We start from the raw sequence: 23565 nt of genomic DNA, 5'->3' as shown, positions 1-23565 counted from the left end.
ATAAACGACAAGGGCGCCACGTGGGCGCCCTTGGAATTACTGGCGGAGTGGACGGGACTCGAACCCGCGACCTCCGGCGTGACAGGCCAGCATTCTAACCGACTGAACTACCACTCCGCGATTCTGGTGGGTGCTGTAGGGATCGAACCTACGACCCTCGCCTTGTAAGGGCGACGCTCTACCGCTGAGCTAAGCACCCGAAACCGAGCGAACTAGCCGCTCAGTTTAGGGCATCCTTGAGCGTCTTGCCAGCCTTGAACGCCGGCACCTTGGAAGCCTTGATCTTGATCGTCTCGTTGGTGCGCGGATTGCGACCGGTACGAGCGGCGCGCTTGCGCACGGTGAAGGTGCCGAAGCCCACGACCGAGACGTCGTCGCCCTTCTTCAGCGCCTTCTGCACCGTCTCGAAGAACGCTTCGAGGGCACGGCCGGCGTCGGCCTTGGTCAGCTCGGCCTTTTCGGCGACGGCATTGATCAGATCGGTTTTATTCATTGAGACACTCCCTTAAACGGTTTGCTGCCCGCGTGATCGGTCTGGGACGAGAAAACGCCGCCATGGAATGGCATGACCGGCATCCCCCGCAACCCCGCATCGCCACGCCAAATGCACGGCGCTTTGACTGCGGTGCCGTCTTTATACCAGTGCCTCGCGGCGGTCCGCAATACAAGCAATACCAACGGTTCCGGGGGTTTCGACACCAACCTCGACCACTTGCAAACGGCAGCCGGAACGGCTACCGCGCGAGGCTCCCTGAGGGGCTCATCGTGAAGGCAAAAAAAAGGCCGCCCGGGATCGGACGGCCTTGGGGAAAAAACCTTCAAGATCAGTGCGCGCGAGTACGATTCTCAGCCGTTTCCTCGGTCGCCGGCTCGACCGGTGCGTGTTCCTCGCCGGCGCTTTCGACCGCGGGTTTGGCCGGGCGCAGCGGATGCTCCAACGCGATGTCGAGCACCTCGTCGATCCAGCGCACCGCGTGGATGTCCAGCGACGAGGTGACGTTGGCCGGAATGTCGGCCAGGTCCTTCTTGTTTTCCTCGGGGATGATCACCGTGGTGATGCCGCCGCGATGGGCCGCAAGCAGCTTTTCCTTGAGACCGCCAATCGGCAGGACACGACCGCGCAACGTGATCTCGCCCGTCATCGCCACCTCCGAGCGCACCGGTACCTTGGTCAACACCGAGACCAGCGCCGTGCACATGGCGATGCCCGCGCTCGGGCCGTCCTTGGGCGTGGCACCTTCGGGCACGTGGATGTGCACATCGAGGTTCTGGTAGAAATCCGGGTCGATGCCCAACTGGTCCACGCGTGCGCGCACCACCGACGTGGCCGCCTGGATCGATTCCTTCATCACATCGCCCAGTTGCCCGGTGTGGACCATCCGGCCCTTGCCCGGCACCACCGACGCTTCGATGCTCAGCAGATCGCCGCCGACCGAGGTCCACGCCAGGCCCGTGACCAGGCCCACCTCGTTTTCCTGTTCGGCTCGGCCGAAATCGAAACGACGCACGCCCAGGTAATGCTCGATGTTCTCCGGCGTGACGACCACCTGTGTCGCGCCCGGCTTCTTCCTGGTCTTGCTCGTGGACTTTGCGGCCGGCTTGGCCTTGGCCTGCTTGACCTGGCCGAGGGTGAGTTCCTTGACCACCTTGCGGCAGATCTTGGCAATTTCGCGCTCGAGATTGCGCACGCCCGATTCGCGCGTGTAGTAGCGCACGATGTCGCGCACGGCCTCCGACTCGATGCTCAGTTCTTCCAGCTTCAGACCATTGGCCTTCAGCTGCTTGGGCAGCAGGTAGCGCTGCGCGATCGCCAGCTTTTCGTCCTCGGTGTAGCCGGGCACACGAATGACTTCCATGCGGTCCAGCAACGGGCCAGGGATATTGAGCGAATTGGCGGTCGCAATCCACATCACCTCGGACAGGTCCAGGTCGACCTCGAGATAGTGGTCATTGAACGCATTGTTCTGCTCCGGGTCGAGCACCTCGAGCAGGGCGGAGGACGGGTCGCCGCGGAAGTCCATCGACATCTTGTCGATCTCGTCGAGCACGAACAGCGGATTGCGCGTGCCGACCTTGTTGAGGTTCTGCACGATGCGGCCGGGCATCGAACCGATGTAGGTGCGTCGATGGCCGCGGATCTCCGCCTCGTCGCGCACGCCGCCAAGGCTCATGCGGACGAACTTGCGGTTGGTCGCCTTGGCGATCGACTGGCCGAGGGAGGTCTTGCCCACGCCGGGCGGACCGACCAGGCACAGGATCGGACCCTTCATGGTGTTCACGCGCTGCTGCACGGCAAGGTATTCGAGGATGCGGTCCTTGACCTTCTCCAGGCCGAAGTGATCGGCGTCGAGCACTTCCTGGGCAACCGCGAGGTCCTTACGCACCTTGGTCTTCTTTTTCCAGGGCACGCCGATCAGCCAATCCAGATAGTTGCGCACGACCGTCGCCTCTGCCGACATCGGCGACATCTGCTTGAGCTTGGAGAATTCCTGCTTGGCCTTGGCCAGCACCGGCTTGGGCATGCCGGCGTCCTCGATCTTGCGCTGCAGTTCCTCGATCTCGTTGACGCCCTCCTCGCCCTCGCCCAGCTCCTTCTGGATCGCCTTCATCTGTTCGTTGAGGTAGTACTCGCGCTGGCTCTTCTCCATCTGCGATTTGACGCGGCCGCGGATGCGCTTTTCCACCTGCTGCAGATCCATCTCGCCATCAACCAGGCCGATCAGCAGCTCCAGCCGCTGGCCGACGTCGGCCGTCTCCAGCACCTTCTGCTTCTCGGCCATGCGCACAGTCAGATGAGCAGCAATCGAATCGGCCAGACGCGAGGGATCGTCGATGCCCGACAACGTGGCGAGCACCTCGGGCGGCAGTTTGCGGCTCTGCTTGACCAGCTGTTCAAACAGCGAGACCAGCGTGCGCGAGATGACGTCGAGCTCGCGCTCCTTGGCGCTGTAGATCGGCTCGATGACACGCGAGCTGGCCGTGAGCATGCCGCTTTCGTTGCGGTATTCCTCGATGGACACGCGTGATTGGCCCTCGACCAGCACCTTCACCGTGCCGTCGGGCAGCTTGAGCAACTGCAACACGCCAGCCAAGGTGCCGACCTCGTGCAGATCTCCGGCGACCGGATCGTCGATATCGGGGCTCTTCTGCGCCACCAGCAGGATCTGTCGCTCGCCTTCCATCGCCTGCTCGAGCGCGCGCATCGATTTGTCGCGTCCGACGAAAAGCGGGATGACCATGTGGGGGTAGACCACCACGTCGCGCAGCGGCAGCACCGGAAGTGCGTCGAGCGTGGCGCCGGTAGCGGTAACGGAGGCGTGTTTTGCCATCGAAAAAGTCCCCGAGGATTTGTAAGGTTTACCCCGACACTGCGCCGAGGCCTCCGACAGGTCAAGTGGAGTCGACCCGCGCCGCCGTCAAGTCAACGCGACCATTCCGGGCGGCTGAAACGGAGGCTTGCAGATTCCAGGCCAAGGCTACGCAGCCGACACCTGGCTGGGTGAGAACCACGACGCAATGCGGCTTGCATGGCCCAGGCGAAGCTGGCGCCTGCGTGCCTGTCTGCCAAAAAACAAACGGCCCCGGCAATGGCCGGGGCCGCTGTTTTTTGACGCCTTGTGTCGATCAGGCGGCGTCGCCACCCTCACCCGCCACGCGCTGCTGTTGCAAGTTGCCGCGGTAGATCAGGTAGGGCTCGGCCTGCCCTTCGATCACCGCATCGTCGACCACCACCTTGCTGACGTGTTCCAGCGAAGGCAGTTCGTACATGGTGTCCAGCAGCACCTGCTCCAGGATGGTGCGCAGGCCGCGAGCGCCGGTCTTGCGCTTGAGCGCCTTCTTGGCGATCGCCTGCAGGGCTTCCGGGCGGAACTCGAGCTCCACGCCTTCCATCTCGAACAGGCGGCGGAACTGCTTGGTGACGGCGTTCTTCGGCTCGGTGAGGATCTTCACCAGCGCCGGCTCGTCCAGCTCGTCCAGCGTCGCCACGACCGGCAGACGGCCGACGAATTCCGGGATCAGGCCGAACTTGACCAGATCCGACGGTTCGACCTCGGCCAGCACCTTGCCCAGGTTCTCGGTGCGCTCCTTGGAGCGCACCTCGGCCGAGAAGCCGATGCCGGTGGTCTCCGAACGCTGCTGGATCACCTTCTCCAAGCCCGCGAATGCGCCGCCGCAGATGAAGAGGATGTTCTTGGTGTCCACCTGCAGGAATTCCTGCTGCGGATGCTTGCGCCCGCCCTGTGGCGGCACCGAGGCCAGCGTACCCTCGATCAGCTTGAGCAGCGCCTGCTGCACGCCCTCACCAGAAACGTCGCGGGTGATCGACGGGTTCTCGCTCTTGCGCGAGATCTTGTCGATCTCGTCGATATAGACGATGCCCGACTGCGCCTTGTCGACATCGTAATCGCACTTCTGCAGCAGCTTCTGGATGATGTTCTCGACGTCCTCACCCACGTAGCCCGCTTCGGTCAGCGTGGTGGCGTCGGCGATGGTGAACGGCACGTTGAGCAGGCGCGCCAGCGTTTCGGCCAGCAGCGTTTTGCCCGAGCCGGTCGGGCCGATCAGGAGGATATTGGACTTGCCGAGCTCGACCTCGTCGCTCTTCTGGCGCGATTCCATGCGCTTGTAGTGGTTGTACACGGCCACCGCCAGCGCCTTCTTGGCGCGGGTCTGGCCGACCACGTACTGGTCGAGGGTTTCCATGATCTCGCGGGGCTTGGGCAGGTGGCTGCGCCCGGAGGCGGCCTTTTCCTCCAGCTCCTCGCGGATGATGTCGTTGCAGAGCTCCACGCACTCGTCGCAGATGAACACGGATGGACCCGCGATCAGCTTGCGCACTTCATGCTGGCTCTTGCCGCAGAAGGAGCAGTAGAGAATCTTGCCGCTGTCGTTGGAACGGCCCTGCCGCTCGTCGCTCATATCAGGTCCTGCTGTGTTTCGGTTGCGTCGTCAGAATAGCACAGGGCTCCGCGCCTGCTTGCGCCTGCGCGGAGCATGCTTCCTGGCGATCTGGATCGGCCGGAATCAGGTTGGCTGAAGTCAGGCCGACTTGACGGTCTCGACCCCGCGGCGGTCGAGGACCTGGTCGATCAGGCCGTAGTCCCGGGCCTCGATGGGGTTCATGAACCGGTCGCGTTCCATGTCGCGCTCGATCTTTTCCAACGGCTGGCCGGTGTGGTCGACATAGAGCTGGTTCAGGCGCTGGCGGATGTAGAGGATCTCGCGCGCCTGGATCTCGATATCGGTCGCCTGGCCCTGGGCGCCGCCGGAAGGCTGGTGGATCATGATGCGCGAGTTCGGGAGCGAGAAGCGCTTGCCCTTGGCGCCGGCCATCAGCAGCAGCGAACCGGCGCTGCACGCCTGGCCGATGCACATGGTGCTGACGTCAGGCTTGATGAACTGCATGGTGTCGTAGATCGCCAGGCCCGCGGTCACCGCACCGCCCGGGCTGTTGATGTACAGGTGGATGTCCTTGTCCGGGTTCTCCGACTCCAGGAACAGCATCTGCGCGATCAGCACGTTGGCGACCTGGTCGTTGACCTCGCCCACCAGGAAGATCACCCGCTCCTTCAGCAGGCGCGAGTAGATGTCATAGGAACGCTCGCCACGAGCGGTCTGCTCGACGACGATCGGCACCAGGTTGAGGTTCTGGATCGGGGCCATGGCCATGCGTGCTTGTTCTCCGGTGAGGCCCGCGCTCAGGCGGGCCTGGTGATGGTGCCTGGCAGTGTCGCTCAGGCGCCGGCCGGGCGCATCACTTCGTCGAAGGCCAGGTGCTTTTCGGTGGTCTTGGCGTTCTCGGCCACCCACTCGGCCACCTGGTCTTCCATCACGCGGTTCTGCAGCCCAGACATCAATTGGGGGTCGGCGTTGTAGAGTTCAACGACCTTCTCCGGTTCCTCGTAGGTCGAGGCGATGGCAGCGAGCTGCTCAGCGACGCGCTTGCGGTCGATCTTCAGTTCCTGCTTGCGGGCGATCTCGCCCATCAGGAGACCGGCGATCACACGCTTGCGGGCCATCGGCATGGCTGCCTCGATCAGTTGCGGCGGCGGCTGCTGGCCACGCGGCACGCTGCCGGCAGCGAGGTTGCGGGCCTCGGACTGCACCATCAGGTTGGGGACCTCCAGCTCGCCGTGGGTATCGGCCAGCTTCTCGGCGACCTCGGCCTTCAGGCGGCCCATCAGGGTGGCCTTGAGCTCGCGCTCGAGGTTGGCGCGGACCTCCTTGCGGAACGTATCCAGGTTGCCGTCGGCGATACCGAACAGTTTGGCGAACTCTTCGTTCACTTCCGGCAGCTGCGGCGCCTGCACCTTGATGATCTTGAAGCTGACCTGGGCGGTCTTGCCAGCCAGTTGCGGGTTACCGAAGTCTTCCGGGAAGGCGATTTCGGTCTCGAATTCGTCGCCTGCCGTGCGGCCGGTGAGCGCCTCATCCAGCGCTTTGAACAGCGTGCCCGAACCCAGCACGCTGCCAGCGCGCTCCAGGCCCTCGGCCGGGAAGCGGTAGTCGCCCGCCGTGGCGGCATATTCGAACATCACGAAATCACCCTCGGCCGAAGCGCGCGCCACTTCGTCGAAGCTGCGGCGCTGCAGGCGCAGCGTTTCAATCATCTTTTCGATGTCGGCGTCGGTCACTTCGGCAACCGGGCGATTGATCTCCAGCGCGGCGATGTCGATCTGGGGGAATTCCGGCATCACTTCGAACGTGGCGGTGTAAGCGATCTCGCCGTTCTCGGGCTTGCCGGTGGTGTCGATCGAGGGGTTCGCAACCGGGCGCAGGTTCTCCTTCTCGAACGCCTCGCGCAGCGTGCTGCCGATCAGGTCGGACAACACTTCGCCGCGGACCTGCGAGCCGAAGCGCTGCTGGATGACGGTGGTCGGTACCTTGCCCGGGCGGAAGCCCTTCAGGCGCACCGTGCGACCCATCTCGGCGATGCGCGCGCTGACCTGCGACTCCAACTGGTCCGCCGGGAACCGCACCGTGAGCTTGCGCTCGAGCTTGCCGACGTTCTCAACCGAAAACTGCATGACGACTCCTGGTGACTCTCGTTGTGGACCGGCGTGCGGGCCGGCCTTGCAGAAACTGATAAGGGAATGGTGCGAAAGGAGGGACTCGAACCCTCACGGGGGTTACCCGCCAGAACCTAAATCTGGTGCGTCTACCAGTTCCGCCACTTTCGCATCGCGCCCGCGGACTGGAAGCGGCGGATTCCGAACGGAAATCGGCCCAAGCGCCCCGCCCCGCTAAGTCGATGATTCCCTTACGCCAAAGCGGGGCATTTTACGGTTGCGCGGCGGGGCAGCACAAGCACGCCGGCCCGCTCTTGAATGATGATGCTGTCCATCAGGACTGCCTCTCTCCCTCTCCCCTCCGGCGAGAGGGTTGGGACCTGGGGTGAAGGCTGGCCTGGAACCTCATAAGCCTGCCTCACTACCGCTCCCCGTGAGCACCTTCCCCTCAGCCCTCTCCGCGGGGGAAGAGGCGAAAAGGCGAAAAAAAACAGGCGCCCGGTTTCCCGAGCGCCTGTCTGTATTGGTGGGCCGTGTAGGATTCGAACCTACGACCAATTGATTAAGAGTCAACTGCTCTACCAGCTGAGCTAACGGCCCATGAAACTTTCAAATTGGGGTGAGCGATGGGATTCGAACCCACGACATCCGGAATCACAATCCGGGACTCTAACCAGCTGAGCTACGCCCACCATAAAAACGATGAATCTGGCGCGCCCGACAGGAATCGAACCTGCAACCGTCGGCTTAGAAGGCCGATGCTCTATCCGATTGAGCTACAGGCGCATGTCCGAAGCTTAACGCCTGCTGGTCGGGGCAGAGGGATTCGAACCCCCGACATCCAGCTCCCAAAGCTGGCGCTCTACCAGACTGAGCTATACCCCGTAGCAAACCTGTGGGACGCGTTCTGCGTTCCGAAGCTCTCGAATGCTACGGGTGACGCCTCACCTCGTCAATCCGTTCCAGCAAGTCAGAATCCTTTCCGACCCCATCGGCAACATCGAACCGATGGACAAGTCATGGTGCGAACATCACGACTTGCAATGTAAATGGCGCGCCCGGAGAGATTCGAACTCCCGACCACCAAGTTCGTAGCCTGGTACTCTATCCAACTGAGCTACGGGCGCGCGGTGAAACTGGTTTGCCGTGGCCCCGTCGCCGACGCGATGGGTGCCGAAGCAAGAAGCGGAATTATTCAGATCAGACGCGGCTGCGTCAACACCTTTTTCAAAAAATCTTCGCTTTTTCTGCTGCGGAGATTTCCGCACCAATGCCAACACACGAAGATTTGGACGTCCAAACGGAACGGAGCCAGGCTCGCCCGCCCCCTTCCCCGCCGTGCAGGGAAGGATACGCCGCTTCAACCATGCGGCTGCGTGGCCGGATCACCAAGCTTGGGTGAGCCGGCATCGCCGCGTGGCGGCAGGTTCGGCGGTACCGAGCCACCCGAGGATGGCTTGGACCAGTCGGCCGGCTCGCCCGGCTGGCGGCCCGCCATGATGTCGTCGATCTGACGTGCGTCGATGGTTTCGTACTGCAGCAACGCGTCGGCCATGACGTGCAGCTTGTCGAGGTTGTCAGTCAACAACCGCTTGCTGCGTGCGTAGGCGCGATCAAGGATGTCGCGTACGACTTCATCAATGCGTCGGGCCGTCTCGTTGGACACGTTCTTGTGCTGCGTAACTGAGCGGCCGAGGAACACTTCGTCTTCGTCTTCGCCGTAAGTGACCGGTCCGAGCTCATCGGAGAGGCCCCACTTGGTGACCATGTTGCGCGCCATCTTGGTGGCTCGCTCGATGTCGTTGGATGCGCCCGTGGTGACCTTGTCGGCGCCAAAGATCAATTCTTCGGCGACACGACCGCCGTAGAGCGAGCAGAGCTGCGATTCGATCGCCACGCGGTTGATCGAATACTTGTCGGCCTCGGGCAGGTACATGGTCACGCCCAGCGCGCGACCGCGTGGGATGATGGTGACCTTATAGACCGGGTCGTGCTCGGGCACCAGGCGGCCGACGATGGCGTGGCCGGCCTCGTGGAAGGCGGTCAGGCGCTTCTCGTCCTCGCTCATGGCCATCGAGCGGCGCTCAGTGCCCATCAGGATCTTGTCGCGCGCCTTGTCCAGGTGGCTCATGCGCACTTCGCGTGCGTTTTCGCGCGCGGCGAACAGCGCCGCCTCGTTGACCAGGTTGGCCAAGTCCGCGCCGGAGAAGCCCGGCGTGCCGCGCGCGATCACCATCGGGTTGACGTCGCTGGCGGTGGGCACCTTGCGCAGGTGCACCTTGAGGATCTGCTCGCGGCCCTTCACGTCGGGCAGGCCGACGACCACCTGGCGGTCGAAGCGGCCCGGGCGCAGCAGCGCCGGATCGAGTACGTCAGGACGGTTGGTCGCCGCGATGACGATGATGCCCTCGGTGCCCTCGAAGCCATCCATCTCGACCAGCAACTGGTTCAGCGTCTGCTCGCGCTCGTCGTGGCCGCCACCCAGGCCGGCGCCGCGATGGCGGCCGACCGCGTCGATCTCGTCGATGAAGATGATGCACGGCGCGTGCTTCTTGGCCTGCTCGAACATGTCGCGCACGCGGCTGGCACCGACGCCGACGAACATCTCGACGAAGTCCGAGCCGGAGATCGAGAAGAACGGCACCTTGGCCTCGCCCGCGATGGCCTTGGCCAGCAGCGTCTTGCCGGTGCCCGGCGGGCCGACCATCAGCACGCCGCGCGGAATCTTGCCGCCCAGCTTCTGGAATTTGCCCGGATCGCGCAGGAACTCGACCAGCTCGCCAACTTCCTCCTTCGCCTCGTCGCAGCCGGCGACGTCGCTGAAATTGACCTTGACCTGGTCCTCGCCCTGCAGCTTGGCGCGCGAGCGGCCGAAGCTCATCGCCCCGCGCCCACCGGCACCGGCCTGCATCTGGCGCATGAACCAGATGAACACGCCCACGATCAGGATGATCGGCAGCCAGTTGACCAGCAGGCCCAGCAGCGAGAAGCCGTTGTTGGAGGGCTCCTGGGTCACCACTACATTCTTGTCCTGCATCTGCTTGACCACCCCGTTGGTGGAAAAGCCGAGCACGGGCGCAACGGTGCGGAAGGCGCTGCCATCCTTCAGCTTGCCGGTGATGGTCGCGGGATTGTCGGCGCTGATCGTGGCGCTGGCGACATTGCCGCTGTCCACGCTCTGCACGAAGCTCGAGTAAGGCAGGTCGGACGAGGAGCCGCCGTGCGGGTTGAAGCTCTGGAAGACCGTCAGCAGGACCACCGCGATGATCAGCCAGAGCAACAGGTTTTTCGCCATTTCGTTCATGCGCGGGTCTCGTCCGTTTGCCCGCCGACGGCCTTCTTGCCGGTGGCGAGCGCATAAACCTCGCGCGAACGTGCGCGCGAAGCCTTGGGTTTACGCATGGTTACGCGCGCGAACTGCGCGCGCAAGTTGCGCAGGTAGTCATCGAAGCCGGCACCCTGGAACAGCTTGATCAGGAGCGCACCGCCCGGCTTGAGCCACTGCCGGGAGAAATCCAGCGCCAGATCGGCCAGATCCATCGCACGGATCTGGTCGGCCAGCGCCACGCCACTCATATTGGGGGCCATGTCCGACAGTACAAGATCGACCGGTTGCCCGCCGAGGCGCTCCTCCAGCTGGTGCAGCACGGCTTCTTCGCGGAAATCGCCCTCGATGAAATCCACCCCGGCGATGCCCTGCATCGGCAGGATGTCCAGCGCGATCACCGTGCCGTTGTCACCCAGGCGCTGGCGTACCAGTTGCGACCAGCCGCCGGGGGCCGCGCCCAGGTCGACCACGCGCATGCCCGGCTTGAGCAGGCGGTCGCGCTCGATCAGTTCCTCCAGCTTGAACACCGCACGCGAGCGCAGCCCCTCGGCCTGGGCCTTCTTCACGTAGACGTCGTCGAAGTGCTCCCGGAGCCACCGGGAGCTGCTTTTGCTGCGGGACATGCGGCAGGGGGCACCGATGGGGGAAGACGGCCGCATGATACCCTTTACGGCCCCCTGACCGCGAATCGTGGACCCTTCCCGCATGCCGATCTCCCCTTCCCAGCGCCGCTACCTACGCAGCCTCGCCCACGACCTGCACCCGGTGATCCTGCTCGGTGCCAAGGGGGCGACGCCCGCTGTGGTCAAGGAACTGGACCTGGCCCTGAGCCACCACGAACTGGTCAAGGTGAAACTCTCCGGCGGCGACAAGGAAGAGCGGGACGCACAGATCGCCTACTTGACCGACGGCACCGGCGCCGAGAGCGTGCAGCAGATCGGCCACACCGTGACTTTGTTCCGCCGAAACGAGGACGAGCCCAAGCTCGCCCTGCCCCGCTGATGGACCTTTCGCTCGAGCGCCCCGAGGGCTACCTGTTCATCCGCCGCGTGAGCGAGCGGTCGATCACGGTGGTCGACCGGGAGTTGCAAGCGAGCTTCCTGCTGGCGCCGGACCGGGTGGTCGAGGATTGGCCTGCCGGTGACGCGACGGCGCTTGACGAAGTCGCGGGCGAGGCCGTACGTGCACTCGAGCCGGAAGTCGTGCTGCTCGGCACGGGCGCACGGCAGCGCTTTCCGTCTGCCGCCTTCATGGCCGGATTCCTTCGCAAGGGCATCGGCATTGAAGTGATGGACAACGCGGCCGCGGCGCGCACCTATGACCTGCTGGCCGGCGAAGGCCGACGGGTGGTGGCGGCTTTCATCCTGCCAGGATCCGGATCGGTGGGCTGAAGCCCACCCTACGGAGTACGCATGCAGAGCGGGCTTCAGCCTACCGACGCTTACCGCGACGGCAGGTAATCGAGCGGATCGACCGGATTTCCGTCGCGCCGGATCTGGAACTGCAGTTCGTCCCGCGACGCCCCGGTCGAACCCATTTCGGCGATCAACTGGCCCGCGCTCACCCGCTGCCCCTCTTTCACCAGTCGCTTGCGGTTATGCCCATACGCCGACAGGAAGTCGTCGTTGTGCTTGATGATGATCAGCTCGCCGTAACCGACCAGCCCGTTGCCGCTGTAAACGACCACGCCATCGGCCGCAGCCCGCACCGGGTCGCCCGTCTTGCCGGCCAGTTCGATGCCCGGGATCGCGTCACCGCTCTGGAACTTCTTGATCAACGTGCCGTCCGCTGGCCAGCGCCAGTTGACGCCGCCCGTGGTGCGCGTGGCACCTCTCGGCGCGGGCACGGCAGGGGGCGCAGGCGTGGCGGCCACAGGAGCCGGTGCCGGTGTCGGAGAAGGCACAACCGGCGCCGGACGCGAAGGTGCCGGCGCGACGGGTTTGAACACCGGGGAGGCGGGATGCGCCGCGGACGCGACCGGCCACCGCGCGCCGGCATGGCGGCCCTGCGCGGGAGACAGCCGCAGCATCTGGCCCGGCCAGATCGTGTAGGGCGAGCTGATGCCGTTCCACGCGGCAAGATCGCGGAAATCCAGCCCGTGGCGAAAAGCGATCGAATAGAGCGTGTCCCCGCGCAGTACGCGGTAGCTGCCCGTCGCGGGGCGCGGCACTGTGACCGACTGGCGTGGTGCAGACACGCCACGATGGGGCTGGACCACCACCGACCGGCCGCAGGCGGCAAGGAGAACCGCGGCCGTACATGCCGCCGCGAAGCGCATCCATTTCTTCATGCCGACCAGCATACCCAGCCGACACGGCGATTTCACGGAACGCGCCGTGCTCAACGCGACCAGATCCACCAGACCAGCAGCAGGGCCAGCACGATGATCGCCGCCCAGCCGATGCGCTCGATGTGCTTGTGCAGAAGCCGCTCGGCGCGCTCGCCGAACAGGCGGATCAGCAACGCGAGCAACCACACGCGCTTGCCGCGCCCCACGGCCATGCACAGCAGGAACGGAATCACCGGCACGCCCACGATGCCCGAGGCCCAGGTGACGAACTTCATCGGCACCACCGGCTGCAAGGCGGCCAGCGCCAGCACCAACAGCAGGCCCAGCCAATGCTGGTTCATCTGCACGCGCAGGCTGGTCACACCCTGTTCGATCGGTTCGAGCAGATGCAGCGAAGCCAGCAGCGGCTGCAGCGCCTGGAATGCCCAATGGCCCAGCGCGTAGCCCACCAGCGAGCCGAGCAGCGAGAACAGCAAGCTGACGTTGGCGTAGAAGAACGCCTTCTGCCGCTTGCCCAGCATCATCGGCGCCAGCATCACCTCCGGCATGACCGGGAAGATGAAGGCTTCGACGAAGCTCAACCCGCAGAGGTAGTACACGGCCCGCGGGTCGCGTGCCCAGGTCAGTGCACGCGAGTAGAGCGTTCCAAACAGGCGCATTTAATGAGTTCCTTGTCGCCGGAGGGGAGGCATCAACCGATGCCGCCGAGCAGCGGCACAAAACTCACCGGACCGAGTTCTTCCTGGATGAATTCACCCTGCCCGTTGCCACGAATGCGCAACAGCATCTGGCTGCTGGGCGAGCCGACCGGCGCCACCAGCACGCCATCGGGCGACAGCTGGTCGAGCACCTGGCTGGGGATCGCGTCCCCGGCGGCAGTGAGGATGATCGCATCGAAGGGTGCCTGGTCCGGCCAACCCAGCTTGCCGTCGTCGTGGCGCGAACGCACGTTGTCCAGGCCCAACTGGCGGAAGCGTCGGCGCGCCTGGCGCAATAGCTCCTCGATGCGCTCGACCGTGAACACCTGGCCCACCAGCGCTGCCAGTACCACCGCCTGGTAACCCGAGCCCGTGCCGATCTCCAGCACCTTCTGCGGCACGCCGCCGTTGAAGTGTTCCAGCAATGCCTCGGTCATGCGCGCGACCACCCAGGGCTGCGAGATGGTCTGGCCGTGGCCAATCGGCAGCGCGGTGTTCTCGTAGGCGCGCGAGTGCAGCGCCTGGTCGATGAAATGGTGGCGCGGCGTATTGCGGATCACCTCGATCACGCGCGGATCGCGGATGCCGCTCTCCTTTAGCGTGGCGGCCAGGCGGTCGCGTGCGCGCTGCGAGGTCATCCCCTCGCCCTTGAACGCCGAGGGAGGCAGCGGATGGATGTTCATCGTCATCGCGTCAGGCCGCCTTTTCGTCCATGGCGTCGGTCATCGCCTGCATCCAGCCGCTGATTTTCTCCAGCGCCTGGTAGCGGGTGAGATCGACATGGATCGGCGTGACCGACACGTAGCCGCGGCGCACCGCGTCGAAGTCGGTACCGGGGCCATCATCCTCGGCGCCGCCGGAAGGCCCGATCCACCAGATCGGCTTGCCGCGCGGGTCGGTCTGCGCGATGCAGGGCGCCGAGCGGTGCCGCTTGCCCAGCCGGGTGACCTCAAAACCCTGGATCTCGTGCCAGGGCCGATCCGGCACGTTGACGTTGAGAATGGTGTCGGCCGGCAGCGGATCGACCAGCAGGCGGCGCATCAGGATCAACACGGCCTGCGCGGCCGAATCGTAATGCTCGCCCTTGTGGTCGCGGCTGGCCAGCGACACGGCGATCGCAGGCAGGCCGAGGAAGCGGCCTTCCATCGCTGCGGACACGGTGCCGGAGTAGATGACATCGTCACCGAGGTTGGCGGAGTTGTTAATGCCCGACACCACGATGTCCGGCTCATGGTCGAGCAGACCGGCCAGCGCCAGGTGCACGCAATCGGTGGGCGTACCGGCTACCCGGTAGCGGCCGTCGTCCATCTTCAGCGCGCGGATCGGCGCATCCAGGGTGAGCGAATTGCTGGCGCCGGAGCGGTCGCGATCGGGCGCTACCACCGTCACCTGCCCCACCGCCGCCAGAGAGTCGGCCAATACGCGGATGCCGGGGGCATCCACGCCGTCGTCGTTGCTTACCAGGACTCGCATGATGTTCCGTACAGATGCACGAGCGCGGCCCCGAAGGCGCGCTCCGAATCCTTCGAAGTCTACCGGACCGGCCCACCTCTTTCACGGCCACGCGATCCGGATTCGCATCTACGTGGAGGGGATCGAACGAGCGGCGGCCTTGAGGAAAACGGCCGCCGGTCCCTTGCTAGCATGACCCCATGAAGAAGCACCGCAGCCCGACCGAGCCCGACGAGGACGACATCCGACTGTTCCGTGATGCCATCGGACCGGTGCGCGAAATCCGCGCCGACACCCCACCGCCACCCGCGTCCCGGCCGGAGCCACGCGCGCGCATGCTCGAAGCGGACGAGGCGGCCGTCCCGGGGGAGCTGCTCGAGCTCGCCTTCGATCCCGCCCTGATGGAAATCGGCGAAGAGCTGAGCTACCTGCGCGACGGCTACCCGCCACGCCTGTTGCGCCAGCTCAAGCGGGGTCAGTTCAGCATCCAGGACGAACTGGACCTGCACCACATGAACGCCGCCGCCGCCCAGGCCAGCATCGCCAGCTTCCTGGCCGAGGCCGGTCAGCACGGACTGCGCTGTGTGCGCATCGTGCACGGCAAAGGCCTGCGCTCCAAAGCTGCCGGCCCGGTGCTGAAGGTGCTTACCGACCGCCTGTTGCGCCGGCGCGGCGATGTGGTGGCCTTTGCTTCGGCCAAGCCCGCCCAAGGCGGTACCGGTGCCGTCGTAGTCCTGCTGAAGAACGCCTAGCGGCGATCAGTCGGCGCGTATCGCCGCTACCGGCGCCACCGCGGCGGCACGCCGCGCCGGCCCCAGCACGGCAAGCTGACCGAGCAGCCACAACACCATCGCGCCGGCCAGTGCAAACCACGGTGGCATCCGCGGCAGTTCGCCCCGTGTCATCAACCAGAGATTGGCGCCGATGGCGAGCACCACGCCGAGCCCGACCCCGGCACCGACAATGAGGAAGTTCTCGATCCGGACATAGGCAAGGATGTCGCCTCGCGTAGCACCCAGCGCCCGGCGCATGCCGATCTGTCGGCGCCGCTGGCTGACCCAGAAGCTGCTCAGGCCGACGATGCCGCCGGCCGTGGCCAGCAGCAGCAACACGCTGAGCACCACCATGGCAGTGGCGACGCCGCGATCGATCGTGTATCCCAGCTCGCGCGCCTGCGTCAGCGTCAACACGCCTTCGTCCGGGTCGATCAGGCGCATGCGGTCCTGCGCCAGCAGCGCGGCGACCGACGCGCGCATTGCCGCGGCGCGCTGGCCGGTGCGCGATCGGACCAGGTAGACCGTACCGTCCGGGTCGGCCAACCGGGCCGGTAGCAGCACCGTGTCCTCGTCGATGCTGCGCACCGAACTGCCCGCGTAGGCGCCCTGCAACCGGTCGATGATGCCGATGATCACGCTCGGCCCGTCGAGATGGACGGTTTGGCCCAACGCTGGCGAACCGTCGGTAAAGAGCTTGTTCGCCAGATCGCGGGTAATGATGATCGAGGCTGGCGCAATCCTGTCGAACGATCCGGCCTGCACGATTTCGTCGGCGCGGAAATTGCGGCCGGCAACCAGCCGCACGCCCAGTGTTTCCAGCGCATGTTCGTCGGCGAAGTAGCTGATGGCAATCCGCGGTCGCGTCGTCTGGGCGGGCTCGCGCTTGAGGCCGACCGGCAGGCCTCCGCCGCCCTGCAACGGGTAGGCCTCGCTGGCGAAGGCGTCGCGCACGCCGGGCAAGCCGCGCAGGGTAGCGAGGTCGGCGCGCATCCGCGCATCGACGCGCGCGCCGTCGTCATGACCAAGCCAGCCGTTGCGGATGACGAACAGGTTGGCCTCGTCGGTACCGGTCGGCCGCGCCAGATGCGCCAGTCGCGTGTGCAGCACGAACAGGGCGTTGCTCACCACCGCAAGCGTCAAGGCGACCTGCAGCACGATCAGCGCCGTCGCCGCCTTGTGGCGCCGCAGGGCGGCGAGAATCGGCTGGAGCTGTATCCACACGCGCATCATGGGTTCCTCATCCCTGAGCAAGCTGCCACGCGGGACGCATCCGGGCAGCGCGCCATGTGGGCCAGAGGGCCGCAGCCAGCGTCCCGGCCACGGCCGCCAACAAAGCCAGCGCCATCAGCGCTAGATCCAGCCGCGCCAGGCGTGCGATCTGTGGCACGAACACCCGGTCGAGGCTCGCCATGCCCAGCGCCGTGAGCAGCACGCCCAGCGCGCCGCCAGCCATCCCGATGACCGTCGCCTCGATGAGGAACTGGCGCACGATCTCACGCCGTGGCGCGCCGAGTGCGCGGCGCACGCCGATCTCCAGTCCGCGGCGACTGAAGCGCGCCAGCAAGAGACCGACCACGTTGACCAGGCACACGAGGAGGAAACCCAACGATACCCACGCCGACAGCTTCGATTCGCGCGGTACTGCGCGATGGTCGGCCAGCACCTGCATCAGGCCCGGCAGCCGCACGTTGGCGGCCCAAGCAAAACGCCCCAGCCTCTGCTGTTCGGAGGCGTAACCAACAAGAAACCGGTGATAGGCGGCCACGCTGGCGGCATCCGGCAGCTCGACCCAGCCGTTGATCCACACGCATCCACTGGCAAGGAAACCGCTCCAGTCGGACACGTAAGGTGCCGCGCTCGTGCTGCTGCAATAGTTGGTGAGGGGCGTCTTGTGCTGGTTGACGGCGCGAGCGAACGGCACGTAGATCTGCGGCAACTTGCCAAAACCGTTCCAGGTGCTGGCGATGTCGATGTAGCGCGGCAACGGGTCGAAATCGCCGAGCACGCCGCTTATACGGTAGGCGTGTCCGTCCAGCGTCACGATGCGACCGGTGCTGTCGACGTCGCCGAACAGCTTGCGATTGAGCGCATCGGTAATCACCGCGACCGCCGCGCGGCGTTCGTCCGCTGCCGCATTCCAGCCGCCTCCGTAACGGAACGGCACATCGAACATCGTGAAGAAGTCGGCGGTGACCGCCTCGCCTGATTGGGGGAGCGGTTGGCGCGACGGATCGGCCGGCACGACGCCGAAGTTCGTCGGATAAACCAGCGTCTGCCGGGACGCGCGGCGTGCATGCAGCAATGCCAACGCGTCGGTGTAGCTGAGCTGGTCAGGCGGCTGGCCATTGCCGTTGTGCGCCGGCCCGAAACTATCGAGTTGGGGCACGAACAGGCGGTCCGATCTGGAAGGGACTGGGTCGTTTGCCGCCACCCTGAGCACGGCATAACTCAACGCGCACGCCGCCACCCCGAAGCCCATAAGCATGACCACAAGTGCGGTCAGGGCCTTGCTGCGCAGGCAGTTGCGCCACGCCAGGCCCAAGTAATAGCGCAGCATTCCCTTTCCCGTGGATCCCCCGCAGCGGACTGTAACCGAGTGCGAACCCCGGCGATATAAAACGCCGGAGTCGGGGACGGCGCGTCAGGCCTGTGCCAGCTCGCGCGCCACCACGGTGGCATAGGCGCCGGCGGGCAGTTCGAACCCCAGTTCCAGTGCGTCGTCGGCCACCCAGCGCCAGGAGAGATGGCGGGGCAGCAGGCGCAGGGGGCGGCGCTCCTGATCCATGCGGGCCGCCGCAAGCCCCTCGGCCAGGTCGGTGTCGCGCACAGCCACCTGACGTTCCAAAGCACCTGCCTCGCCGGTGGTGGGCGGCTCGCCCTGCCCCCAGAGCGGGCCGGAGGGGTGGATATCGCCCTTCGCCAGGCGCTCGGCCAGCGTGGCGTCGAAGGGCTCCGGTCCGAACCAGGAGCGCGAACCGGCAAGCGACCAGATCTCGCCTTCCAGCGGCGTATCCCATGCGCCCTGCTCCACGCGAGCAGCGAGTACGCCGTTGAAGATGTGCGACCGGGCGGCCGACAAAAGGAAGCTGCGCTTGTCGCGGTCGACCCGGCGGCCGGCGAACATGCCCCGTGCCTGCGCCACGTTGCCGCCTTCGCGGCCGAAGCGCTGTTCGCCGAAGTAGTTGGGCACACCGCGCGCGGCGATGGCTGCCAGCACCCGCTCGGCTTCTGCGCGATCGCCCTGCACCTCGCGCAGGACCAGCACGAAACGGTTGCCCCGCAGCGCACCGCGCTTGAGCTTGCGGTTGTGCCGGGTGGCGGCGAGCACCTTCACTTCCGCATGCGGAAAGGCCGACCAGTCCGGATCCGGCTTGCCCGCCAGCTGCACGGTGAAAGCCTGCCGGGTCACCGCGTGGCGGTCCTTCAGGCCCGCGTAACCGACGGCCACCGGCGGCACGCCGGCGAAGCGGGCCAGCTCGCGTGCCACCCAGTCGGTGTTGGCGCCGCGCTTCTCCACCCACAGCAGCGCATGCTCGCCCGATCCCTCGGCGTCGTAGCCGAGGACTTCCTCGACGAGGAAGTCCTCCGGCGCAGCCCGCAGACGCGCGGTGAGGGGTGGGGTGCCGTGGGCGTAGGGAAGTTCGTGCATCCGGTAAAGCCTTGAGGTTTCTTGCAGGAGCCCGCATGCGGGCGATGGGCCAAAGATCGCCCGCAAGCGGAAGCTACGGGGCGGCGTGCGTTACATCAGGAACAGCGTGGCCAGCCCAAGGAAGATAAAGAACCCGCCGCTGTCGGTCATCGCCGTGATCAACACGCTCGATCCGAGCGCCGGGTCGCGGCCGAATTTCATCATCAGCATCGGTATGCCGACACCGCAGAAGGCGGCCAGCAGAAGGTTGAGCGTCATGGCCGCGGTCATCACCACGCCGAGCGCGATGTTCTCGTACAACAGCCACGCCACCACACCGATCACCCCGCCCCAGACCAGGCCATTGAACAGCGACACGGCCAGCTCCTTGCGCCACAGCCGCTTGGCGCTGTCGGGCGTGATCTGGTTGAGCGCCAGCGCACGCACGATCATCGTGATGGTCTGGTTGCCGGAGTTGCCGCCAATGCCGGCGACGATCGGCATCAGCGTGGCCAGCGCCACCAGTTTTTCGATCGCGCCCTCGAACAGGCCGATCACGCGCGAAGCGATGAAGGCAGTGACCAGGTTGATCGCAAGCCACGACCAGCGGTTGCGCAAGCTCGCCCACACCGACGCGAAGATGTCTTCTTCCTCGCGCAGGCCGACGCGGCTCAGCGCCTCGCTCTCGCTTTCCTCGCGGATCACGTCGACCATCGCATCGACGGTGATGCGGCCGATCAGCCGGCCATGGTCGTCCACCACCGGTGCGGTCACCAGGTCGTAGCGCTCGAACGCCTGCGCCACTTCGTAGGCATCGTCGCCCGGGTGGAAGGTGTTGACGTCCGGGGCCATCACCTCGCTGACCATCTTCTCGGGCGAGTTGACCAGCAACCAGTGCAGCGGCAGCACGCCGGTCAACAGGTTGTCCTGGTTGATCACGAACAGCTTGTCGGTCTGCGCGGGCAGCTCGTCGAAGCGGCGCAGGTAGCGCAGCACGGTCTCAAGGCTCACGTCCTCGCGGATCGTGACCATCTCGAAGTCCATCAGCGAGCCGATCTGGTCCTCTTCCCAGGACAGCGCCGACTGCACCCGCTCGCGCTGCTGCGCGTCGAGGCTGGCCATCAGCTCGGGCAGGACTTCGGTGGGCAGGTCCTCGACCAGGTCGGCCAGTTCGTCGGCGTCCAGCGGCTCGACCGCCGCGAGGATCTCGCGCTGGTCCATGTCCGCGATCAGCGATTCGCGCACCGCGTCGGAAACTTCCAGCAGGATCTCGCCGTCGCGGTCGGCCTTCACCCGCTGCCAGACAGTCAGGCGCGCATCCAGCGGGAGCGCCTCCAGCACGAACGCGATGTCGGCCGGATGCAGTTCGTCGAGCAGTTGCTGCAGCTGTGCCTGGTCGTCGGGCTCGGGCGTTTCGGCAAGCCGCGCCAACAGCGCCGTAATGGCTTCCAGCTGCTCCGGCAGCCGGTTTGCGCCGCGTGCTTCGGCTTCGCTCACGCGCGCTCCAGCAGCACGCAGGCCTGCGCCGCGATGCCTTCGCCGCGGCCGGTGAAGCCGAGCTTTTCGGTGGTGGTGGCCTTGATGCTGATGCGGGCGACCTCGCAGGCAAGGTCTTGGGCCAGGTTCGCGCGCATCGTTTCGGTGTGAGGGCCGACCTTGGGCGCCTCGCAGATCACGGTGACGTCGGCATTGCCGAGCGTGTAGTTGTGCTGCGACATCAAAAGGGCCGCGTGGCGCAGGAACTGGCGGCTGTCCGCATCGCGCCAGCGCTCGTCCGAGGGCGGGAAGTGCCTGCCGATGTCGCCGAGCGCAAGCGCGCCGAAAATGGCATCGCACAGCGCGTGGATCACCACGTCGCCGTCGGAGTGCGCGACCACGCCGCGATGGTGCGGGACACGCACGCCGCCGAGCACGACGAAATCGCCCTCGCCGAACGCGTGCACGTCAAAACCCTGGCCTATGCGCATTACCCCGTCCTCGTCAGCAGGAACTCGGCCAGCGCGAAATCCGCGGCCGTCGTCACCTTGATGTTGTCCTCGGCGCCTTCCACCAGCAGCGGCGCGACACCTGCCCGCTCCATCGCCATCGCCTCGTCGCTGACCGGCACGCCCGCGCGACTGGCCGCCTCCAGCGCTGCCACAAGCTGCCCGCGGCGGAACATCTGCGGCGTGAAGGCGCGCCAACGCTGTTCGCGCGGCTCGGTCTGGACACTGCGCTGGCGCTCGTCGGCGCGCTTGAGGGTGTCCCGCAGCGGCGCGCCGAGCAGGCCGCCCTCGACCGCCGAAGCCCGTTCGACCAGCTGTTCGATGTCGGCGGCGCGCACGCAGGGGCGCGCTGCGTCGTGCACGAGCACGAACTGCTCCTCGCCAACGCCGGCCGGCAGTGCGCGCAGGCCGGCCAGTACCGAGTCGGCGCGCTCGCCCCCGCCGATCGTGGTGAGCACGGGCTTGCCGCCCAGGTGGTCGATACCCGGCCAGCGTGCGTCATCGGCCGCCAGCGCCACCATCAAGCCGGCGATGCGCGGGTGTGTCGCCAACCGCTCCAGCGTGTGCAGGATCAAGGCGCGCCCGGCCAGCGGCAGGTACTGCTTGGGGCAGTCGCCGCCGACCCGGGTGCCGCGTCCGGCGGCCGGTATCACGCACCACAGCGTGGCCATGTCAGTGCCCGCCGCCGTCGCTGGCCGGTGGCGGGCTGCTGGCGCTGCCGGCCGGTCGTTCGACCACCTGGTAGAACGTCTCGCCGGGCTTGATCAGGCCCAGCTCCGCGCGGGCGCGTGCTTCGACCGCCTGCTCGCCATGCTTGAGGTCGCTGACGTCCGCCGCCAGCGCCTGGTTGCGCTGCAGCAGCTTGTCGTTCTCGCCGGCCTGCTTCTGCACCGATGCGCGCAGCGTCTGCACTTCGTGCATGCCGCCGCTGCCGGCCCACAGCTTAAGCTGCAGACCGATCAGGATCACGATGAGGATCAGGGCGATCCAGCGCAGCATGGGCGGTGGGACCTGTCAGCGTCAGCCCGGCAGGCGGGCGAGGTTGGGGAACGCGTCGCGGCCGGCATAACGGGCGGCACTGCCCAGTTGCTCCTCGATGCGCAGCAGCTGGTTGTACTTGGCCACGCGGTCGGTACGGCAAAGCGAGCCGGTCTTGATCTGGGTCGCGGTCGTCGCAACGGCGATATCGGAGATCGTCGTGTCTTCGGTTTCGCCCGAACGATGCGAAACCACCGCCGCGTACTTCGCGGCATCCGCCATGGCGATGGCTTCCAGCGTCTCGGACAGCGTGCCGATCTGGTTGACCTTGATCAGGATCGCGTTGGCGATGTGCTTGTCGATGCCCTCGCGGAAGATCGACGGGTTGGTGACGAACAGGTCGTCGCCCACCAGCTGCACGTCCTTGCCGATCTTGTCGGTAAGCAGTTTCCAGCCGTCCCAGTCGCCCTCGGCCATGCCGTCTTCGATGGTCACGATCGGGTACTGCTTCGCCCAGCCGGCGAGCAGGTCGACGAACTGCTCTGGCGCGTAAGCCTTGCCCTCGCCTTCCAGGTCGTACTTGCCGTTCTTGAAGAACTCGGAGCTGGCCACGTCCAGGCCGAGCAGGATCTCGCTGCCGACCTTGTAGCCGGCCTTGCCGACCGCTTCGAGGATGGTGTCCAGCGCCTCGATGTTGGAGCGCAGGTTCGGCGCGAAGCCGCCCTCGTCACCCACTGCCGTGTTGAGCCCCTTGGCCTTCAGCACGCTCTTGAGGGCGTGGAAGACTTCCGCGCCGGCGCGCAGCGCCTCGGCGAAGTTGGGCACGCCGACCGGCAGGATCATGAACTCCTGCACGTCGACGTTGTTGTCGGCATGCGCGCCGCCGTTGACGATGTTCATCATCGGCACCGGCAGGCTGCCTGGCTTGCCGTGCGAGAGGTACTTCCACAGCGGCTCGCCGCGCGAGGCGGCCACCGCGTGTGCTGCGGCCATCGAAACGCCCAGCAACGCATTGGCGCCGAGCTTGCCCTTGTTCGGGGTGCCGTCCAGCGCGATCAGCTTGCCGTCCAGGCCCTTCTGGTCGGCCGCGTCGAAACCCTTCAGCGCCTCGGCGATGGCGCCGTTGACGTTGGCGACCGCCTTGGTCACGCCCTTGCCGCCATAGCGCGCCTTGTCGCCGTCGCGCAGTTCCACTGCCTCGCGCGAACCGGTCGAGGCGCCGCTGGGCACCGCGGCCCGGCCGAACGCGCCGCCGTCCAGGGTGACTTCGGCTTCCAGCGTGGGGTTGCCGCGCGAGTCGAGGATTTCACGGGCGTGGATGCGGGTGATCGTCGTGGTCATGGTGGTCCGTCATCGAAAGGTGGAAGGGTTACTGCAGGAGCCCGCCTGCGGGCGATGCTTTTTCTCGTCTTGAGGAAGA

Annotated in this window: 22 protein-coding genes and 8 tRNA genes; 3 read left to right on the top strand and 27 right to left on the bottom strand. The window is 66.0% G+C overall.

Going from position 1 to position 23565, the window contains the following annotated elements; genetic code table 11:
• Positions 1 to 40: 40 nt before the first annotated feature.
• The 15 genes from ACFWZ3_RS06100 to rlmE all read right to left on the bottom strand — a co-directional run bounded on the left by ACFWZ3_RS06100 (position 41) and on the right by rlmE (position 10961).
• A tRNA-Asp gene (locus ACFWZ3_RS06100) sits at positions 41 to 117 on the bottom strand.
• Between the two features lie 7 nt (positions 118 to 124).
• Positions 125 to 199: transfer RNA gene (locus ACFWZ3_RS06095), tRNA-Val, on the bottom strand.
• A 21-nt stretch (positions 200 to 220) separates the two neighbouring features.
• Positions 221 to 493, bottom strand: coding sequence for an HU family DNA-binding protein (locus ACFWZ3_RS06090; protein ID WP_209623098.1), 273 nt, complete (start codon positions 491 to 493; stop codon positions 221 to 223).
• Positions 494 to 824: 331 nt separating this feature from the next.
• Positions 825 to 3329, bottom strand: coding sequence for an endopeptidase La (lon, locus tag ACFWZ3_RS06085; protein ID WP_439706843.1), 2505 nt, complete (start codon positions 3327 to 3329; stop codon positions 825 to 827).
• Positions 3330 to 3624: 295 nt separating this feature from the next.
• Positions 3625 to 4920 (bottom strand): ATP-dependent Clp protease ATP-binding subunit ClpX, encoded by a 1296-nt coding sequence (clpX, locus tag ACFWZ3_RS06080; RefSeq protein WP_231351495.1) that lies wholly within the window; start codon positions 4918 to 4920, stop codon positions 3625 to 3627.
• Between the two features lie 120 nt (positions 4921 to 5040).
• A complete protein-coding gene (gene clpP, locus ACFWZ3_RS06075) occupies positions 5041 to 5670 on the bottom strand; it encodes an ATP-dependent Clp endopeptidase proteolytic subunit ClpP (protein WP_245188233.1) in 630 nt (209 codons plus the stop codon).
• 65 nt (positions 5671 to 5735) lie between these two features.
• Positions 5736 to 7028, bottom strand: coding sequence for a trigger factor (gene tig, locus ACFWZ3_RS06070; protein WP_439706842.1), 1293 nt, complete (start codon positions 7026 to 7028; stop codon positions 5736 to 5738).
• 67 nt (positions 7029 to 7095) lie between these two features.
• Positions 7096 to 7181: transfer RNA gene (locus ACFWZ3_RS06065), tRNA-Leu, on the bottom strand.
• A 353-nt stretch (positions 7182 to 7534) separates the two neighbouring features.
• Positions 7535 to 7610 (bottom strand) — tRNA-Lys (locus ACFWZ3_RS06060).
• A 15-nt stretch (positions 7611 to 7625) separates the two neighbouring features.
• Positions 7626 to 7702: transfer RNA gene (locus tag ACFWZ3_RS06055), tRNA-His, on the bottom strand.
• Between the two features lie 17 nt (positions 7703 to 7719).
• Positions 7720 to 7796: transfer RNA gene (locus ACFWZ3_RS06050), tRNA-Arg, on the bottom strand.
• Positions 7797 to 7818: 22 nt separating this feature from the next.
• Positions 7819 to 7895: transfer RNA gene (locus tag ACFWZ3_RS06045), tRNA-Pro, on the bottom strand.
• A gap of 165 nt (positions 7896 to 8060) precedes the next feature.
• Positions 8061 to 8137 (bottom strand) — tRNA-Arg (locus ACFWZ3_RS06040).
• A 233-nt stretch (positions 8138 to 8370) separates the two neighbouring features.
• A complete protein-coding gene (gene ftsH, locus ACFWZ3_RS06035) occupies positions 8371 to 10314 on the bottom strand; it encodes an ATP-dependent zinc metalloprotease FtsH (RefSeq protein ID WP_209623089.1) in 1944 nt (647 codons plus the stop codon).
• Positions 10311 to 10961, bottom strand: a complete 651-nt coding sequence (rlmE, locus tag ACFWZ3_RS06030) for a 23S rRNA (uridine(2552)-2'-O)-methyltransferase RlmE (protein ID WP_439706841.1) — start codon at positions 10959 to 10961, stop codon at positions 10311 to 10313. The genes ftsH and rlmE overlap by 4 nt, the downstream gene beginning before the upstream one ends.
• Positions 10962 to 11043: 82 nt before the next feature.
• Here rlmE and yhbY point away from each other — a divergent pair, with 82 nt between their 5' ends.
• On the top strand, positions 11044 to 11340 hold the full coding sequence (gene yhbY / locus ACFWZ3_RS06025; protein WP_439706840.1) for a ribosome assembly RNA-binding protein YhbY: 297 nt from the start codon (positions 11044 to 11046) through the stop codon (positions 11338 to 11340).
• Positions 11340 to 11729: an Mth938-like domain-containing protein gene (locus ACFWZ3_RS06020; RefSeq protein WP_439706839.1), complete on the top strand. Its 390-nt coding sequence runs from the start codon at positions 11340 to 11342 to the stop codon at positions 11727 to 11729. Before yhbY ends, ACFWZ3_RS06020 begins: the two co-directional genes overlap by 1 nt.
• A gap of 50 nt (positions 11730 to 11779) precedes the next feature.
• Here the strand turns inward: ACFWZ3_RS06020 and ACFWZ3_RS06015 are convergent, their stop codons facing one another.
• From ACFWZ3_RS06015 to surE, 4 genes are read right to left on the bottom strand one after another with little or no spacing between them, the layout of a single operon-like run.
• Entirely contained in the window at positions 11780 to 12640 is an 861-nt protein-coding gene (locus tag ACFWZ3_RS06015; RefSeq protein WP_439706876.1) for a peptidoglycan DD-metalloendopeptidase family protein, read from the bottom strand.
• A 38-nt stretch (positions 12641 to 12678) separates the two neighbouring features.
• Entirely contained in the window at positions 12679 to 13287 is a 609-nt protein-coding gene (locus ACFWZ3_RS06010; RefSeq protein ID WP_439706838.1) for a YqaA family protein, read from the bottom strand.
• 32 nt (positions 13288 to 13319) lie between these two features.
• The gene (locus tag ACFWZ3_RS06005) at positions 13320 to 14009 is read right to left on the bottom strand and encodes a protein-L-isoaspartate(D-aspartate) O-methyltransferase (RefSeq protein ID WP_439706875.1); all 690 of its coding nucleotides are present in this window, start codon (positions 14007 to 14009) and stop codon (positions 13320 to 13322) included.
• Positions 14010 to 14019: 10 nt separating this feature from the next.
• A complete protein-coding gene (gene surE, locus ACFWZ3_RS06000) occupies positions 14020 to 14799 on the bottom strand; it encodes a 5'/3'-nucleotidase SurE (protein ID WP_439706837.1) in 780 nt (259 codons plus the stop codon).
• A gap of 179 nt (positions 14800 to 14978) precedes the next feature.
• Here surE and ACFWZ3_RS05995 point away from each other — a divergent pair, with 179 nt between their 5' ends.
• Positions 14979 to 15530, top strand: a complete 552-nt coding sequence (locus ACFWZ3_RS05995; protein ID WP_439706836.1) for a Smr/MutS family protein — start codon at positions 14979 to 14981, stop codon at positions 15528 to 15530.
• Positions 15531 to 15536: 6 nt separating this feature from the next.
• On the opposite strand, the gene ACFWZ3_RS05990 is transcribed toward ACFWZ3_RS05995, so the two are convergent.
• The 8 genes from ACFWZ3_RS05990 to eno form a co-directional block, all read right to left on the bottom strand.
• The gene (locus ACFWZ3_RS05990) at positions 15537 to 16781 is read right to left on the bottom strand and encodes an ABC transporter permease (RefSeq protein WP_439706835.1); all 1245 of its coding nucleotides are present in this window, start codon (positions 16779 to 16781) and stop codon (positions 15537 to 15539) included.
• A gap of 10 nt (positions 16782 to 16791) precedes the next feature.
• The gene (locus ACFWZ3_RS05985) at positions 16792 to 18111 is read right to left on the bottom strand and encodes an ABC transporter permease (RefSeq protein ID WP_439706834.1); all 1320 of its coding nucleotides are present in this window, start codon (positions 18109 to 18111) and stop codon (positions 16792 to 16794) included.
• An 84-nt stretch (positions 18112 to 18195) separates the two neighbouring features.
• Positions 18196 to 19203 (bottom strand): tRNA pseudouridine(13) synthase TruD, encoded by a 1008-nt coding sequence (gene truD, locus ACFWZ3_RS05980; RefSeq protein WP_439706833.1) that lies wholly within the window; start codon positions 19201 to 19203, stop codon positions 18196 to 18198.
• A 90-nt stretch (positions 19204 to 19293) separates the two neighbouring features.
• Positions 19294 to 20679 (bottom strand): magnesium transporter, encoded by a 1386-nt coding sequence (mgtE, locus tag ACFWZ3_RS05975; RefSeq protein WP_439706832.1) that lies wholly within the window; start codon positions 20677 to 20679, stop codon positions 19294 to 19296.
• Entirely contained in the window at positions 20676 to 21149 is a 474-nt protein-coding gene (gene ispF / locus ACFWZ3_RS05970; protein WP_439706831.1) for a 2-C-methyl-D-erythritol 2,4-cyclodiphosphate synthase, read from the bottom strand. The genes mgtE and ispF overlap by 4 nt, the downstream gene beginning before the upstream one ends.
• Positions 21149 to 21838 carry a 2-C-methyl-D-erythritol 4-phosphate cytidylyltransferase gene (gene ispD, locus ACFWZ3_RS05965; protein ID WP_439706830.1) on the bottom strand — a complete coding sequence of 230 codons (690 nt, stop codon included), beginning with the start codon at positions 21836 to 21838 and terminating at the stop codon, positions 21149 to 21151. Before ispD ends, ispF begins: the two co-directional genes overlap by 1 nt.
• A gap of 1 nt (position 21839) precedes the next feature.
• Positions 21840 to 22166: a cell division protein FtsB gene (ftsB, locus tag ACFWZ3_RS05960; RefSeq protein WP_439706829.1), complete on the bottom strand. Its 327-nt coding sequence runs from the start codon at positions 22164 to 22166 to the stop codon at positions 21840 to 21842.
• Positions 22167 to 22187: 21 nt separating this feature from the next.
• Complete coding sequence (gene eno / locus ACFWZ3_RS05955) at positions 22188 to 23486, bottom strand: phosphopyruvate hydratase (protein ID WP_439706828.1); 1299 nt, start codon at positions 23484 to 23486, stop codon at positions 22188 to 22190.
• Positions 23487 to 23565: the final 79 nt, after the last annotated feature.

Origin of the sequence: Frateuria sp. GZRR35, from assembly GCF_051900415.1 — a bacterium.
Lineage (GTDB): Bacteria > Pseudomonadota > Gammaproteobacteria > Xanthomonadales > Rhodanobacteraceae > Frateuria_A.
Note: the sequence above shows the minus strand (reverse complement) of the source record. Positions and strands in the feature narration are given on the sequence as shown.

What these genes read in the sequence shown, in the direction of transcription:
- ACFWZ3_RS06090 (WP_209623098.1), bottom strand. Translation starts at nt 493, where the DNA reads ATGAATAAAACCGATCTGATCAATGCCGTCGCCGAAAAGGCCGAGCTG.
- lon (WP_439706843.1), bottom strand. Translation starts at nt 3,329, where the DNA reads ATGGCAAAACACGCCTCCGTTACCGCTACCGGCGCCACGCTCGACGCA.
- clpX (WP_231351495.1), bottom strand. Translation starts at nt 4,920, where the DNA reads ATGAGCGACGAGCGGCAGGGCCGTTCCAACGACAGCGGCAAGATTCTC.
- clpP (WP_245188233.1), bottom strand. Translation starts at nt 5,670, where the DNA reads ATGGCCATGGCCCCGATCCAGAACCTCAACCTGGTGCCGATCGTCGTC.
- tig (WP_439706842.1), bottom strand. Translation starts at nt 7,028, where the DNA reads ATGCAGTTTTCGGTTGAGAACGTCGGCAAGCTCGAGCGCAAGCTCACG.
- ftsH (WP_209623089.1), bottom strand. Translation starts at nt 10,314, where the DNA reads ATGAACGAAATGGCGAAAAACCTGTTGCTCTGGCTGATCATCGCGGTG.
- rlmE (WP_439706841.1), bottom strand. Translation starts at nt 10,961, where the DNA reads ATGTCCCGCAGCAAAAGCAGCTCCCGGTGGCTCCGGGAGCACTTCGAC.
- yhbY (WP_439706840.1), top strand. Translation starts at nt 11,044, where the DNA reads ATGCCGATCTCCCCTTCCCAGCGCCGCTACCTACGCAGCCTCGCCCAC.
- ACFWZ3_RS06020 (WP_439706839.1), top strand. Translation starts at nt 11,340, where the DNA reads ATGGACCTTTCGCTCGAGCGCCCCGAGGGCTACCTGTTCATCCGCCGC.
- ACFWZ3_RS06015 (WP_439706876.1), bottom strand. Translation starts at nt 12,640, where the DNA reads ATGCTGGTCGGCATGAAGAAATGGATGCGCTTCGCGGCGGCATGTACG.
- ACFWZ3_RS06010 (WP_439706838.1), bottom strand. Translation starts at nt 13,287, where the DNA reads ATGCGCCTGTTTGGAACGCTCTACTCGCGTGCACTGACCTGGGCACGC.
- ACFWZ3_RS06005 (WP_439706875.1), bottom strand. Translation starts at nt 14,009, where the DNA reads ATGAACATCCATCCGCTGCCTCCCTCGGCGTTCAAGGGCGAGGGGATG.
- surE (WP_439706837.1), bottom strand. Translation starts at nt 14,799, where the DNA reads ATGCGAGTCCTGGTAAGCAACGACGACGGCGTGGATGCCCCCGGCATC.
- ACFWZ3_RS05995 (WP_439706836.1), top strand. Translation starts at nt 14,979, where the DNA reads ATGAAGAAGCACCGCAGCCCGACCGAGCCCGACGAGGACGACATCCGA.
- ACFWZ3_RS05990 (WP_439706835.1), bottom strand. Translation starts at nt 16,781, where the DNA reads ATGCGCGTGTGGATACAGCTCCAGCCGATTCTCGCCGCCCTGCGGCGC.
- ACFWZ3_RS05985 (WP_439706834.1), bottom strand. Translation starts at nt 18,111, where the DNA reads ATGCTGCGCTATTACTTGGGCCTGGCGTGGCGCAACTGCCTGCGCAGC.
- truD (WP_439706833.1), bottom strand. Translation starts at nt 19,203, where the DNA reads ATGCACGAACTTCCCTACGCCCACGGCACCCCACCCCTCACCGCGCGT.
- ispF (WP_439706831.1), bottom strand. Translation starts at nt 21,149, where the DNA reads ATGCGCATAGGCCAGGGTTTTGACGTGCACGCGTTCGGCGAGGGCGAT.
- ispD (WP_439706830.1), bottom strand. Translation starts at nt 21,838, where the DNA reads ATGGCCACGCTGTGGTGCGTGATACCGGCCGCCGGACGCGGCACCCGG.
- ftsB (WP_439706829.1), bottom strand. Translation starts at nt 22,166, where the DNA reads ATGCTGCGCTGGATCGCCCTGATCCTCATCGTGATCCTGATCGGTCTG.
- eno (WP_439706828.1), bottom strand. Translation starts at nt 23,486, where the DNA reads ATGACCACGACGATCACCCGCATCCACGCCCGTGAAATCCTCGACTCG.